The sequence below is a fragment of the Granulosicoccus antarcticus IMCC3135 genome (assembly GCF_002215215.1).
GTDB classification, from domain to species: Bacteria; Pseudomonadota; Gammaproteobacteria; order Granulosicoccales; family Granulosicoccaceae; genus Granulosicoccus; species Granulosicoccus antarcticus.
Genome location: NZ_CP018632.1, coordinates 7,212,015 through 7,226,583, shown reverse-complemented (window position 1 = coordinate 7,226,583; position 14,569 = coordinate 7,212,015). Strand labels below are relative to the sequence as shown.

Below are 14,569 nucleotides of genomic sequence, written 5' to 3'. Positions count from 1 at the left end.
ATTTTGCAGGTGCCTGGCGTGTATCAATGAGCGTAGCTGGCCAATTGTTGCTGCGAGCGATGGCCTGGCTCCTGATCGGATTGTTTCTGTTACCGGTGGTACTGGGGCTGGGTGGTACCTTGTTGCCGGCACTGGGGTTGGCGCCGACACTGGCACCGGGCAACGGCTTTGCACAGATATTGTCAGACCCCCGGTTCGTACCTGCCCTGATTTGCAGCTTGTCGACCGGGCTCATCTCCACGTTTCTGGTTCTGGGCATGACGCTGCTGACGCTCGTTTGCGTGCATGGAACTCGCTGGTGGACCTGGTTAGGTGCTGCCATGCCGCCTATTCTGGCAGTGCCGCACGCGGCTATTGCCATCGGGCTGATCTTTCTGTTATCGCCAAGCGGCGCTCTGGTGAGGCTGGTCTCGCCTGAGCTGACTGGCTGGTTGCGTCCGCCGACTGACTGGGTGGTTCCTGATGCCGGTGGCTGGACACTGATTATCGGTCTGGTGATCAAAGAAACACCGTTTCTGTTGCTCGCGGCAGCCGCGCAACTGCCTGCCTTGAACGTTGACGCCTCCTTGCGTATCGGCCGCACTTTGGGTTATGCGCCTGCCCGTTGCTGGAGTCGTCTCATTTTGCCGCGTTTGTATCCGCGCATCCGTCTGACGCTGATTATCATTCTTGCATTCAATCTGACGGTGGTGGATATGGCTGTCCTGCTGGGGCCGGGTAATCCACCGACGCTGGCAGTATTGCTGATGTCGCTGGTCAATGATCCGGGCTCGCGTGCCGCGGCATCGGCAGGTGCAGTGCTGCTGGCGATGCTCGTCGTCATCTGTTTCCTGGGCATGTGGATGCTGGAATGCCTGATGGCGTTCATTGCAAAACGACGGCGTCAGAGCGGTGTACGAGGGCACGGCATCACCTTGTTCAGACGACTGGGCATGAGTGCCATGGTGCTGATCCTGTTGACGAGTCTGAGCTCGCTGGCGCTGTTACTGGTCTGGAGTTTTACGCGTCGCTGGCGTTTTCCCGATGCCTGGCCCAGTCAATGGACACTGACTAATTGGTCCTCTCGTGCCGATGTCTTATTGCAGCCTGCCTGGACGACGCTGACCATCGCCGTCACGACGCTGTTACTTGCTTTGCTCAGTGCCATTGCCTGGCTTGAACTGGAGCGTCGTTCTCTGGTGCCGCGACTGGATGGAATCTGGTTCGTACCGCTGCTGATACCACAGGTCAGTCTGTTGTTTGGCTGGCAGGCCGTGACGTTGTGGGCCGGTATCGACGGCCAATGGTGGACCGTGGTGTTTACGCACTGGCTCTATACCTTGCCCTACGTCATTCTGATCCTGGCGGTGCCCTGGCGCGAGCTGGCTCCTGAATGGGGCTATGCGGCTCAGGCTCTGGGTGCGGGATATTGGCGAGTCTTGTGGTGCATCCGCTTGCCGATGTTACGCCGGCCTCTATGTCAGGCCTCGGCGGTGGCGATCGCGGTCAGTGTGGCCCAGTATCTGCCAACCCTACTGATGGGGGCGGGTCGTCATCCGACCCTGGCGACGGAGTTGGTCACCAGTTTTGGTGGTGTTGATCGGCGCATGATCGCAGCTCTGGCCGTCTTGCAGAGTCTGTTGCCTCTGTTGGCTTTTGTCTTTGCACTGATCTATCCCCGGTGGCGCCAACTACGTGTGGCGCGGCAGAAAAATCCTTCCTCGAATCGAGCTCCTGTCCGCTAATGCATGAACTCTGCGTCAAAGATCTCAGCCTGCAGTTACCCAATGGCAACTGGCTGATCAAGGGACTCTCGTTCAAGGTTGAGCCGGGTCAGGTGTTGGCTCTGATGGGCCCTAGTGGTAGTGGTAAATCCAGCATTCTCAGTTGGTTGACCGGGACCAATGATTCGCGCCTGTGTGTCTCCGGCGATGTCTGGCTGGGACCACGTCAGCTGACTTGCCTGCCAACCGAGCGGCGTCGCCTGGGTTTGATGCTGCAGCAGGACTATCTGTTTCCACACATGAGTGTCGGTGACAATTTACGCTTCGGGTTGCGCGGAGGCAGTCGGCAGGAGCGTGATGCAAGAGTCCGGCAAAGTCTGGAAGAGGCATCGCTAGGCGGCATGGAGAATCGTGACCCGGCAACATTGTCCGGTGGGCAGCGTGCCCGAGTCAGTCTGGTCAGAACCTTGCTGTCCGACCCTTGCGCGCTGCTGCTCGATGAGCCCTTTTCTGGTCTGGACACGACCCTTCGTGAGCAGATTCGACGCTTCACCTGGGAGGCGGCTGCGCAGCTACCGGTACTGTTGGTCACACATGATCTGGCCGATATACCGAAGCAGGCCAACATTCTGGACATTGGCAACAGCCAGGCAGGCGGGTAACCCACAGGAGCATTTCTTATGCTGGACAAATATCTGGTTCCACGTCTGAAGCCGCATTTGCGAACCGTCGCCGTACATGCGCAGCGGCGTGGCTTGACGGCAAACAGGCTGACCGTTTTCGGTTTTGTCATTGGTGTCGCCTGTGTGCCATTGCTGGCATTGGGCCACTATAAAACTGCCTTGATTTTTTTGTTGTTGAATCGCCTGGCTGACGGTCTGGACGGCGAGGTGGCTCGGCTGGACTCACCCAGTGACGCTGGTGGGTATCTGGATATCACACTGGATTTTGTTTTCTACGCCGTGTTCCCACTGGGTTTTGCCTTGGCAGATCCACTGCACAATGCGTTGCCAGCGGCGGTGCTTATTGCCAGTTTTGTGGGTACGGGAGCAAGCTTTCTGGCCTTTGCCATACAGGCCCAGAAGCATTCGATCGAAAGCCCTGATTTTGGCTACAAGAGCCTGTATTACCTCAACGGACTGGCCGAGGGTACAGAAACCATCCTGTGTTTTGCGCTGATGTGTCTGTTTCCAGCCTATTTTCCGATCATTGCATGGAGCTTCGCAGCGCTGTGTCTGGTCACTGCGATCAATCGAATTTACTTCGGTTTTGCAACCTTGAAGTAGTTCCGCGGGGCACTTCTACCTGATCTCAAAACTTCCCCATGTAGCCGTGTGGTGGTAGCGGTGTTGGTCTGGTTCCGGTAAGTTAGTCAATCGACTATTGAGTGAGCTGGATTCGTGGCGAGTTGTTTTTTCAAATACTTTGCGTTGTTACCGTGCATCGTGTTTTTGCATGGTTGCGGAAACTCGTCTGCGACAAGTGCTGATGACAGGCCTTCGATTCCCGCCGGTGATCTGTTGGGTCCCGCCGAAGATGGTGGTGCCGGCTTACAGACTGGAGACAGTACTGGAGAGCCGCAGGCCGACTCACCAATTGTGGGAAATTCTGAACATCTTGTGGTCATAGGGCCTGAGGGCGACAGTAGCCTGGTAGTCAATGATCGTAGCTATCCACTGGATGCTGCTTTGGGAGATATCTGGGGAGTTCAGGGAGAGCATTTCAACGTCAACTTCACCGTGACAGACGGCAAGTTCACGATCATGCCGACTAGTATTTCTGAAGAAATCTATAATCTGCTGGTGCCGGTGGAAGCCACGGCCATCATCTATGCCGAAATGTTCAGCCCCGGTGATGAGTTCTCATTTGTGACCTATAGCTACTCTCCTATAGGCGCCGAAAGCGCGGCGTTGGCAGGTAACGCCTTTTTTGCCAATGCCTATGTCGGTTTCGATATTGACCGCAGTGGCAACGTCGATGAAGACGAGCAATTAGCCGTGCTGGGAGGCACCATTGAGTTCACGGGAATATTGCCGGATATCGAACTGGAGTTCAGCGTGACTCTCCAAAATGGTCTGACTGCCAAAGGTCATTACACCGGTCTGTTTGATTTTACCAATCGCTGAACAGCTCCCGTTTGACGGGAGCGGCCCTTGCAGGCGCCCTTGCAGGCGCCCTTGCAGGCGCCCTTGCAGGCGCCAATAGTTCAGGAAGGATGGGCTTGCTGGAAAGTTGGTCCCTGTTTTCCTGAATCCACGACGTCCCGGTTGTATTCTTCAGGCAGTTCGTCCAGCTTGCCGTGCATATCTCTTGCCAGCAGCATGTAGATTGAGGGGATGACGAACAGGGTGAACAAGGTGCCGATACCCATGCCGCCAACCAGCACCAGGCCGATGGAGTTACGGGCTTCGGCGCCCGGGCCGCTCACCAGAACCAGTGGAAAGTGGCCGGCAACCGTTGCAAACGTTGTCATCAGAATCGGCCTCAGGCGCGTGGTTGCTGCGACCTGAATAGCGGCCAGCTTGGTCAAACCCTGTTCCTGCATGTGTTTGGCAAATTCTACAATCAGGATGCCGTTCTTGGCGACCAGACCGACCAGAGTCACCAGTCCCACTTGCGAATAGATATTCAGCGTTGTGGTGAAGCTATTGGTCCAGTAGGGCATCTCCGGATTGGGAATCTTCAGGAAAGTAAAGATCAATGCACCGAACATCGCTAGTGGTACGGAGCCTGCCAGAATGACCAGTGGATCACGAAAGCTGTTGAACTGAGCCGCAAGTGTCAGATAGATCAGCACCACGGCCAATGCAAAGGCTGGCAAGAACTTGTTGCCTTCGAGTCGAAGTTGTCGTGATTCTCCGGTGTAGTCCATCGTGTAGCCGGATGGCAGAATTTCCTCTGCAGCGGTTTCAAGAAACGTCAGTGCGTTATCCAGTGTACTGATCGTGACGCCACTGAGTTTCACCGCATTCAGTTGCTGGAAACGATTCAATGAACGAGGCACCGTACTGTTCTCGATAGTGGCAATCGAGCCCAGTTGCGTCATCTGGCCATCAGGCCCGGTGACGTACAGGTCCTGTAGCTGTTCGGGGTTCAGTCGGTCAACGCGTAACGCCTGGGGAATCACCTTGTAGCTGCGGCCATCAATATTGAACCGATTCACGAAGCCACCGCCCAGCAGTGTGCCGACATCGGCACCGACCTGTTGCATGGTCAACCCCAGATCGGCAACACGTTCTCGATCGAGAATCAGTTCGGACTGTGCCTTGTCGATCTTGGTGTCGATGATGGGCGGGAAGGCGAACAGACCAGACTGCATAGCCTTCATCTGTAGCTGTTGGGCGAAACCGAGAATTTCCTCGGGCTCGGCCGTCGAGGCGATGATGAACTCAACCGGGAACTGGCCGCCACCGGGCAGAGCGGGGGGCGTGACCGGAATCATGCTGATCCCCGGAATGTTATTGAGCTTGCCGGCAATCTCCTGTTTTATCTGGAATACGGTTCGATCGCGCGCATTCCAGTCATCCAGCACCATGCCGCCGAAGCCATCTGATGGAAACGTAATCTGGAAGGTAAAGGCGGTTTCTTCCACGCTGCGAAAGGCATCATCTGCCTGTGCGGCATAGCGACTGGCGCTATCCATGGTGGTGTTGCCAGCACCATTGACGATGCCGAACAGCACGCCCTGATCTTCGGTAGGGGCCAGCTCCTTGGCTGACAGAATGAACATGGGAATACACAACAGCGTTATCACGATCCAGACGATGTAGACAGCAGGTCGTGCCTTCAATGTGCCTTTCAGCAGTCCGGTGTAACGGCGTCTGACCGCATCAAATGCGGTGTTGACCTTCTTCTGGAAGCCGCGCTCGGAATCACCTTCACGTAGCAGCATGGCTGACATCATGGGCGAGAGTGTCAATGCCACGATGCCTGAAATGGTGACAGCACCTGCCAGAGTGAAAGCGAATTCTCTGAACAAGGAGCCTGTCAGACCACCTTGCAAGCCAATGGGCAGGTAGACCGCAATCAGGGTGGCCGTCATGGCGATGACCGGGCCGACCAGCTCGCGAGCGCCAAGTATGGCGGCGTTTATACGCGTCTTGCCTTCATGTATGTGGCGTTCGACATTCTCCACCACCACGATGGCGTCATCGACCACCAGTCCGACTGAGAGTACGACTGCCAGCAATGTCAGCAGGTTTACGCTGAAGCCGAACATCTGCATCAGAAACACGGCGCCAATCAACGAGATGGGAATAGCCATGATCGGCACCACGACCGAACGTAGAGAGCCCATGAACAGATAGATCACCAGCATGACGATGATCAACGTTTCAGTCAGTGTGGAAATCACTTCACTGATCGAGCTGGCGATGTATTCCGAAGCATCGTAAGCAATGTTGGCTGACATGCCTGCTGGTAGCGTGCTCTGGATATTATCCAGTTCTTCACGCACGCCTTTGATTACGTCCAGGGTGTTGGCATTGGGCAAGGGCCAGATGCCCATGAAAATGGCCTCTTGTCCGTTGTAGCGAACTTCCATGTCGTAGGAGTCGGCCCCCAGCTCAACGCTTGCGACATCCTTGACACGGATGACGGCACCGTCGGCAGAGCGTAGAACCAGATTTTCAAACTCTGAGACGGTGGACAAGTCTGTATTAGCCGCCAGATTGACCTCGATCAGAGCACCTTTGGTCTTGCCCAGGGCCGAGAGGTAGTTATTGGCTGCCAGTGCAGTACGTACCTGCAGCGGTGTGATGTTGTGGGCCGCCAGCAACTTGCTGTCCAGCCAGATGCGCATGGCAAAGTTACGTCCACCGAGTATTTCGGCGCGCTGCACACCATCCAGAGCCGACAGGCGCGGTTGTGCCACACGGGTCAGAAAATCGGTTATCTGATTGGCTTTGAGTATGTCGGAAGTGAAGCTCAGATAGGCGGATGCAAACGCGCTGTCGGCTGACTCGACATTGATGATCGGAATCTCGGCCTCGGGGGGCAGATCGCCACGAACCTGGTTCACTTTGGAGCTGATTTCGGAAAGTGCCTTGATGGGATCGTAATTGAGTTCGAGTCTGATCTTGACCGTTGACAGGCCGAGCTGACTGGAGGACTCGACATAGTCGACACCATCAGCACTGGAAACAGCTCGCTCCAGTGGTGTTGATATGAAGCCGCGAACCAGGTCGGCACTAGCACCGATATAAGCAGTTGTGACGGTAACTACCGCATTGTCATTTCTTGGATACTGACGCACGCTCAGGCTGCTGATGGCCTGAATGCCTGCAATCAGTATCAGCAAGCTGACCACGGCAGCGAGTACCGGGCGCTTGATGAAGAGGTCGGTGAATTGCATGTGGATTCTCAGGAATTGTCAGGTTGAGGAGCAAGGCTTGGCTCCGAACCGCCTTCCTTGACGCTGACTACCGCGCCGGTGCGCAGTTTGAAAACGCCATCGTTGGCGACGCTCTGGCCGGGTTCAAGGCCCTGCTTCACTTCCACAAAATCGCCACGCCGTTCACCCAGTTGCACGAACTTCTGGTTAGCGACCAGTTCATCATTGTCGTTCTTCTCCAGAATGAAAACCGAATCCCCATAAGTGGCGAAACTCACGGAGGTCAGCGGTACGATCAGAACCGCTCGTGTGTCTGGCAGTACCACCTCCACATTGGCATACATGCCCGGCAACAGAACAGGGCTGGCACTGCCATCGTCGGCTTTTACGTTCAAGGTAGCCTGGGTACGTACAGTTCGTGTGGAGCTGTCGATTTCGGTATTGATAGCCGTGATCTTTCCCGTGAAAAGACGTCCCGGAACCGCATCCGTAGAGACCCTCACATTCAGTCCGTCAGTGACATTGGCCAGGGCTTTTTGCGGCAGCGAAAAGTTGACGCGCATGGGATCGAAGGCTTGCAGTGAGACGATGCCAACACCTTGTGAGAGATCCTGCCCTATGTCGACGAGTCGCAGACCCAGCCGACCTGCGAAAGGTGCGGTAATCTTTTTCTTCGCCAGGCTGGCGGTGATGTTGTCCAGCTGCGCTTGTGCTGCACTGCTTTGCGAGCGGGCGGCGTCGTATTCGGAGCGTGAGACCACCTGACTCTTGTAGAGTCGGGATATCCGGTCAAGGTTGCTCTTGGCCAGTGCCATATCGGATTCGGCAGCACTGAGCTGGGCATCTTCGGTGCTGGTCTCCTGTTGCACCAGTACATCGCCTGCCTCGACACGCTCACCCCCATCGAAGAACAACTCGGATACACGGCCTGAGAGGTCAGCTGTAATGACCACACCTTGTGCCGCTTCCAGAGTACCAATAGCGGTGATGGTTGTTTCCCAATCTGCGGCCTGCACATCAATGGCCGTCACAGCGGTGGGGGGCATGGTGGCTGCAGCACCTGCAGCGCCCATGTCCTTGAACTGCAATACCTTCGTTCCCGCCAGTGCAAAGACGATAACGACCAGGCCCAGAAGGGAGAATAGAATTCGTTTGATCATAGGTAATCTTGTACGTGTCGCAGGGGCGCTGGTAGCCACGCGGAATCGAAAGAAATGACTTTGAAGGCGCGAATGGTACGGAAAATATGATTTATCGGATGAGTCGTAGTGTAAGTAGCAGTTTACGACTGTGTCACGTCTCAACTTCCACTATCGGTCGAACACTGACAATGAAGAGTTGAAAACTGTCTTTCTGCGGCCTTATTTACAGCAATGTCGTGTTGCGCGTTATCACGTTTAAACGATTGCTGATGAATAGTGCATGCCTGACTTATGGGTGTCTGGTATTGTGCAGGCCGTTTTCATGATGCCGGGTGGGGAAAAATGCTGGAATTTGCCGGAGTGCGGGGCGAGGCGGGATTGCGCGAAGTGGCCGAGCGAATTGCGCCTTATGTATTGAAGACGCCGACGGTTCAGTGGCCGGTGCCCCTGTCCGGCCCGGGTCGCGGCGAGGTGTTCGTGAAGCTTGAGCTTCTGCAGCGTACCGGTAGTTTCAAGGCACGCGGCACGATCAACGCAATCACCTCGTTGCTCGCAGCCCATACAGGGCCTGAACCACATCCTGGCGTTACCGCCTTTTCAGCGGGCAACCATGCCATTGCCACGGCCTATGCCGCTGCGCAACTGGGAACCACAGCCAAAGTGGTCATGCCGCGCACTGCTAATCCGATTCGCGTCGAGCGAGTTCGTGCGCTGGGTGCCGAGCTGGTGTTTGGCGATACGATCTCTGACTTGTATGCGTTGGTAGAGCAGATTCAGAACGAAGAAGGTCGAGCTCTGGTGCACCCCTTTGAGGGCCCACGAATGGTTGAAGGTTCTGCCACGGTCGGTCTGGAGCTGTGTGATGAGGTGCCCGATCTGGACGCGGTGATAGTGCCTATTGGTGGCGGTGGTCTGATTTCAGGCATTGCCAGTGCGGTGCATTATTGCCAGCCTGGTTGCCGTGTCTACGGGGTTGAGCCTGAGGGTGCCAATGGCATGCAGCAATCATTGCAGGCAGGTAGAGCCTTGCCGAAAATCGCCGTTAACACTATCGCGGATAGTCTGGGTGCGCCCATGCACGGGCCCTTTACCTTTTCGCTGGTGCAGCAGTATGTGAATGCGGTAGTCAGTGTGTCTGACTCGGCTCTGCGGCACGGTATGCGTACTCTGTTCAATGACATGAAGCTGGCTGCCGAGCCTGCTTGTGCGGCGGCTCTGGCGGCTTTGCAAGGCCCGTTGGCCGAGGAGTTGGCCGGAAAGAGGGTGGCGATTATTGCCTGTGGCAGTAATATCGATCTGGAGACTTATCTTGCCCATATGCAAAGGAATTGAGTCGTAATCGTCATGACTTTGATGCGTAAAAGCATTTGGATTATTGTTCACAGCGCACAAGACCTGTACTATCTTTCGAGCTGGAGGAATAGACTAGTGAATCAGATTACTGAATCACTGTCTCATTTCATAGCTTTCAAGTGCGGGTGTTGTAGCGACAGACTGTCGCTGGATGGCCGTCCATTTTTGGCATTTGGAGACACATCTAATGGTCGTTAAGAAGGAAGAGGGTGCTTCACGGCGCTCGTTCTTGAAGAAAGGTGCGGCAGTCGGTACGGTTGCAGCAGCAGGAACTTTTGCGGCTCCTGCGGTTATCGGGCAGGCGCCACTGGTTGTCAAGATGCAGACATCTTGGCCAGCATCCGACATCTGGATGGATTTTGCCCGTCAGTACACTGAACGTGTTGAAGCCATGTCCGGTGGTCGCTTGAAGATTGACTTGCTACCGGCAGGTGCTGTGGTTGCAGCCTTTCAGGTTATCGATGCGTGTAACGATGGCATTATCGATGCGGCTCATTCGGTACCGGTGTACTGGTACGGTAAATCCAAGGCGGCATCGCTATTTGGTACAGGTCCCGTTTTCGGTGGATCTGCAACCACCATGCTCTCATGGTTCTATAACGGTGGTGGACAGGAATACTATCGCGAACTGACGCAGGACATTCTGGGTATGAATGTTGTTGGTTACCTTGGTTTTCCGATGTTTGCTCAGCCATTTGGCTGGTTCAAGGAAGAAATCAATACGGTCAAGGATATTGATGGTCTGAAGTATCGTACCGTTGGTCTGGCGGCAGATTTGCTGCAATCAATGGGTATGTCTGTTGCACAGTTGCCAGGTGGCGAGATCGTGCCTGCCATGGAACGGGGTGTTATCGATGCCTTTGAATTCAATAACCCGTCGTCTGACAGCCGTTTCGGCGCGCAGGATGTTGCGAAGAACTACTATCTTTCTTCCTATCATCAAGCCTCAGAATCTTTTGAGTTCATCTTCAACCGTGACTTCCTGGAAGATCTTGAGCCGGATTTGCAGGCCATCCTGAAGTACGGTGTAGAGGCGGCTTCAACGGCTAATACGGCCAGCGCCATGGACAACTATTCTGCAGATCTGCAAAAGCTGCAGAACGACAGTGGTGTTACCGTGCATCGTACTCCTACAGAAATCCTCGACGCCCAGATTGGCGCCTGGGATAATCTGATTCCTGAGCTCGAAAAAGACCCCTTCATGAAGAAGGTTCTCGATAGTCAGCGTGCATGGGTAGAGCGAGTCACCTACTATGAGCTGATGAACTCCCCGGATTATGGTCTTGCCTATGAGCATTACTTTCCCGGAAAGTTGAAGCTGTAACAAGCGGCTTAACAGTAATCATCTGTTGCGGTCCGTGGCGGCATTGTCGCCTCGGGCAGCACGGATGAACGGCTTTGTTTTTCACTGACACGGCGACGGTTTAATGATCGGATTCATCACATTTGCGGATAAATTATCCGCCTGGTTCGGCAAGGCGTTTGCCTGGCTCATTGTTCTGATGACCTTCGGGGTCAGCTACGAAGTCGTCGTGCGCTATGTTTTCAATTCACCCACACCGTGGTCGCTGGATGTCTCCTTCATCATGTATGGCACGTTGTTCATGGTGGGCGGGGCTTATACCTTGTCGCGCAACGGTCATGTTCGCGGAGATTTCCTGTACCGACTGTGGAAACCGCAGACACAGGCCCGGGTCGATCTGTTGCTCTATATTCTTTTCTTTTTTCCAGGCGTGACAGCATTGATTCTGTCCGGCTGGAAGTATTCTTCACGCTCCTGGGGCTATACCGAGGTGAGCGTGAACAGTCCTGCCGGCATACCCATCTTCCAGTTCAAGAGCATCATCGTTCTGGCCGGCATTCTTTTGTTCGTCCAGGGTATCGCTCAGGTGTTCCGCTGCATCCTGTGCATCCGCGAGGGGTACTGGAGAAAGGCTGAAGAGGATATCGTCGAAACCGAGGATCTATTGATGGCGCAAGCCGCTGAAGCTGAGAAGGATGCGCACCCATGAGTGATCCGCAAATTGCGTTATTGATGCTCGGGTTGTTTATTGCTCTGGTATTTCTCGGATTCCCCATCGCGTTTACGCTGATGGCCATGGGTATCGGCTTCGGCTATTACGCCTATTTCGATGCTGGTCGCATGTGGCGTGCTTTCAACCGGCTGGCTGAAGATGCAGGCATGTCTGATCAGACGTCAACCTGGATAGGGGGGTTATTCAATAACCGCATCTTCGATCTATTCATAAATCAGACCTATACAGTCATGTCGAACGAGGTGCTGACCGCTGTACCCCTCTTCCTGTTCATGGGTTACGTTGTCGAGCGAGCCAATATCGTCAGTCGATTGTTTACTACTCTCAACATTGCGGCGCGCAACATGCCCGGTTCAATGGGTGTTGCAGCGCTGATTACCTGTGCACTGTTTGCCACCGCCACCGGAATTGTAGGTGCGGTTGTAACCCTGATGGGGCTATTGGCTTTGCCGGCCATGCTCAAGGCGCGCTACGACAACAGCTTTGCATCGGGCATCATCTGCGCCGGTGGCACGCTGGGTATTCTCATACCGCCATCAATCATGCTGATTGTGTACGCGGCTTCATCCGGTGTCTCTATCGTGCGCTTGTACGCAGCAGCCTTGCTGCCGGGACTGACGTTGGTCGGCCTGTACCTGATATATATCGTCGGGCGGGCCATGATCCAGCCCAGTGCTGCGCCCAAGCCAACGCTTGAAGAGGTGCCACATGTCCCACGTGGCAAGCTGGCTGTGATGTTGCTGACATCCTTCCTGCCGCTAGCACTGTTGATAATGTCAGTGCTGGGTTCCATTCTGTTCGGCCTGGCCACACCAACCGAGGCGGCTGCCATTGGCGCCCTGGGCGGCATGTTGTTGGCTGCCATCTATCGCGCCTTGTCCTTTCAGAGAATGCGTGAGTCGGTCTATCTGACAGTGCGTACGACAGCGATGGTGTGCTGGTTGTTTGTTGGCTCCTATACTTTCTCGTCAGTGTTCTCTTATCTGGGTGGCGAGCAGGTGATTGCCGAGTTCGTAACCAGCATGGACCTGACACCCCTGCAATTTCTGTTACTGGCACAGCTGATAATCTTCCTGCTGGGCTGGCCGCTGGAATGGTCTGAGATCATCATCATCTTCGTACCGATCTTCCTGCCGCTGCTACCGATGTTCGGAATCGATCCCCTGTTCTTCGGCATCCTGGTGGCGCTGAATCTGCAAACCTCCTTTTTAACCCCGCCGATGGCGATGTCGGCCTATTACCTGAAAGGCATAGCGCCGCCCTCGATACAGCTCACCCAGATTTTCAAGGGCGTACTGCCATTCCTGTTCCTGGTCATTGTCTGCATGGTCCTGATGTACCAGTTCCCTCAGATCGTGTTCCATCTGCCTAATCTGTTCTACGGCAGCTGATCGACAAATACAGACACATGCAAAAGATAGCGTTAACAGAAATAACGGCGGTTGAATTGCGTGACCGCCTGGCCAGTGGGGCGCTCTCTGCGGAGAGCCTCGCTGGAATGTATCTGGAGCTGATTGCCGCTCGTGAGCCGCAGGTGCAGGCGTGGCAATGGCTGGATGCCGAGTTTGTTCTGGCGGAGGCTCGCAAGCTGGATCAGCGTAGACAGTCCGGAGCTCCCATCGGCCCCTTGCACGGATTGCCAATTGCGGTAAAGGATGTCATTGATACGGCCGGTATTCCCACCGAGAACGGTACCGTGCTGGATGCGGGACGTGTGCCGGCAGACGATGCTGAACTGATCGGACGCCTGAAAGCTGCCGGTGCTCTGATCATGGGCAAGACGGTGACGGCCGAACTGGCTTTTCTGCATCCGGGCAAGACGCGTAATCCGGTCAATCCTGAACACACCCCTGGAGGCTCCTCGTCGGGTTCTGCTGCTGCGGTTGCCGCAGGGATGGTGCCGCTAGCGGTGGGTACTCAGACAGGTGGTTCGATTATCCGTCCCGCCGCCTATTGCGGCACAGTGGGCTTCAAGCCCACGTTCGGCTGTATTTCCAGAACCGGCGTGCTCAAACAATCACCATCGCTGGACACTATCGGTGTGTTTGCCCGCACTGTCGAAGATGCAGGCTTACTGGCTGATGTGCTCTTCGGACATGATCTTGTTGATACAGCAACCATACCCAGACCATTTCCGCGGCTGCTGGCAACGGCTTCATCCGAGGTGCCGGCCAAGCCGGTTTTCGCCTTTGTCCGTACACCCTTCTGGGATCAGGCCGAACCTGAAATGCAACAGGCTTTGGAGGAGCTCGTCGACTTTCTCGGTGAGCAGTGTTTCGAGGTGCCGTTGGATGGCATGTTCGCTGACTCGGCGGCTGCCCGTCAACGAATCAATATTGCCGAGATGGCCAAGAATTTTCATCATTACGAAAAACGGGGTGTCGAGGCTTTGTCCAGCGAGATGCGAGCGGCAATGGATGCGGGCAACAAGGTACCCGCACGTGACTATTTGTCTGCACTGGATCTACCGGCGATTCTGGACTCCGGTCTGAACGAGGTGTTCGAACGCTGCGATGCCATTCTGACCCCGGCAACAACCGGCGCAGCCCCGGCAACTCTGGACTCTACCGGCAATTCCATTTTCAACGGCTTGTGGACTTTGTGCGGCAATCCCTGTGTCACGTTGCCCGTGTTTGATAGTGAGAACGGTTTGCCCATGGGTGTACAGCTGGTGGGGCGACGTTTTCAGGATGGTCGATTATTGCGTACGGCGCGCTGGCTAAGCGACCGTATTGCCAACCCGGATGGGAGTTGATGACATGACCGATAAAATAATGGCGTTACTGGCGCTTGCTGTGCTGATCGCTTATCTGGGTATTCTGTTCTTCTATGTCCCGCGCGTCGATCTGGGGGTTGTTATCGGTGCAACACTGCTGCTGGTAGGTTACGACTTCCTGTTTCATGACCGGCGTCTACGTGCCAAGGAACAAGCCAAGGCAGATCGAGGCTAGAGAGAGAAGCAGCGGGCCGGAGCAGAGCGCAGCCAGAGAGGGTTGCCGCGCT

The 14,569-nt window shown here is 55.2% G+C and carries 12 protein-coding genes; 10 read left to right on the top strand and 2 right to left on the bottom strand.

Annotation, left to right across the window (positions count from 1 at the left end; all coding sequences use genetic code 11):
- Positions 1 to 26 precede the first annotated feature (26 nt).
- From IMCC3135_RS31360 to IMCC3135_RS31345, 4 genes are all read left to right on the top strand, one after another.
- Positions 27 to 1,724, top strand: a complete 1,698-nt coding sequence (locus tag IMCC3135_RS31360; protein WP_088921174.1) for an ABC transporter permease — start codon at positions 27 to 29, stop codon at positions 1,722 to 1,724.
- The gene (locus IMCC3135_RS31355) at positions 1,724 to 2,365 is read left to right on the top strand and encodes an ATP-binding cassette domain-containing protein (RefSeq protein ID WP_088921173.1); all 642 of its coding nucleotides are present in this window, start codon (positions 1,724 to 1,726) and stop codon (positions 2,363 to 2,365) included. Before IMCC3135_RS31360 ends, IMCC3135_RS31355 begins: the two co-directional genes overlap by 1 nt.
- An 18-nt stretch (positions 2,366 to 2,383) precedes the next feature.
- Positions 2,384 to 2,989 (top strand): CDP-alcohol phosphatidyltransferase family protein, encoded by a 606-nt coding sequence (locus IMCC3135_RS31350; protein WP_088921172.1) that lies wholly within the window; start codon positions 2,384 to 2,386, stop codon positions 2,987 to 2,989.
- A 114-nt stretch (positions 2,990 to 3,103) separates the two neighbouring features.
- Complete coding sequence (locus IMCC3135_RS31345) at positions 3,104 to 3,829, top strand: hypothetical protein (protein WP_157736458.1); 726 nt, start codon at positions 3,104 to 3,106, stop codon at positions 3,827 to 3,829.
- Between the two features lie 80 nt (positions 3,830 to 3,909).
- Here the strand turns inward: IMCC3135_RS31345 and IMCC3135_RS31340 are convergent, their stop codons facing one another.
- Together IMCC3135_RS31340 and IMCC3135_RS31335 are read right to left on the bottom strand one after the other, a co-directional pair.
- Complete coding sequence (locus IMCC3135_RS31340) at positions 3,910 to 7,056, bottom strand: efflux RND transporter permease subunit (protein WP_088921170.1); 3,147 nt, start codon at positions 7,054 to 7,056, stop codon at positions 3,910 to 3,912.
- A gap of 8 nt (positions 7,057 to 7,064) precedes the next feature.
- Positions 7,065 to 8,195 (bottom strand): efflux RND transporter periplasmic adaptor subunit, encoded by a 1,131-nt coding sequence (locus IMCC3135_RS31335; RefSeq protein ID WP_088921169.1) that lies wholly within the window; start codon positions 8,193 to 8,195, stop codon positions 7,065 to 7,067.
- A 273-nt stretch (positions 8,196 to 8,468) separates the two neighbouring features.
- On the opposite strand from IMCC3135_RS31335, the gene IMCC3135_RS31330 reads away from it, so the two are divergent.
- The 6 genes from IMCC3135_RS31330 (at position 8,469) to IMCC3135_RS31305 (ending at position 14,517) form a co-directional block, all read left to right on the top strand.
- Positions 8,469 to 9,509: a threonine ammonia-lyase gene (locus IMCC3135_RS31330; RefSeq protein WP_205737803.1), complete on the top strand. Its 1,041-nt coding sequence runs from the start codon at positions 8,469 to 8,471 to the stop codon at positions 9,507 to 9,509.
- A gap of 208 nt (positions 9,510 to 9,717) precedes the next feature.
- A complete protein-coding gene (locus tag IMCC3135_RS31325) occupies positions 9,718 to 10,854 on the top strand; it encodes a TRAP transporter substrate-binding protein (protein ID WP_205737802.1) in 1,137 nt (378 codons plus the stop codon).
- Between the two features lie 103 nt (positions 10,855 to 10,957).
- Entirely contained in the window at positions 10,958 to 11,542 is a 585-nt protein-coding gene (locus IMCC3135_RS31320; RefSeq protein WP_088921167.1) for a TRAP transporter small permease subunit, read from the top strand.
- Positions 11,539 to 12,957: a TRAP transporter large permease gene (locus IMCC3135_RS31315; RefSeq protein ID WP_088921166.1), complete on the top strand. Its 1,419-nt coding sequence runs from the start codon at positions 11,539 to 11,541 to the stop codon at positions 12,955 to 12,957. Before IMCC3135_RS31320 ends, IMCC3135_RS31315 begins: the two co-directional genes overlap by 4 nt.
- Before the next feature lie 17 nt (positions 12,958 to 12,974).
- A complete protein-coding gene (locus tag IMCC3135_RS31310; RefSeq protein WP_088921165.1) occupies positions 12,975 to 14,321 on the top strand; it encodes an amidase in 1,347 nt (448 codons plus the stop codon).
- Positions 14,322 to 14,325: 4 nt separating this feature from the next.
- Positions 14,326 to 14,517, top strand: a complete 192-nt coding sequence (locus IMCC3135_RS31305) for a hypothetical protein (protein WP_088922184.1) — start codon at positions 14,326 to 14,328, stop codon at positions 14,515 to 14,517.
- Positions 14,518 to 14,569: the final 52 nt, after the last annotated feature.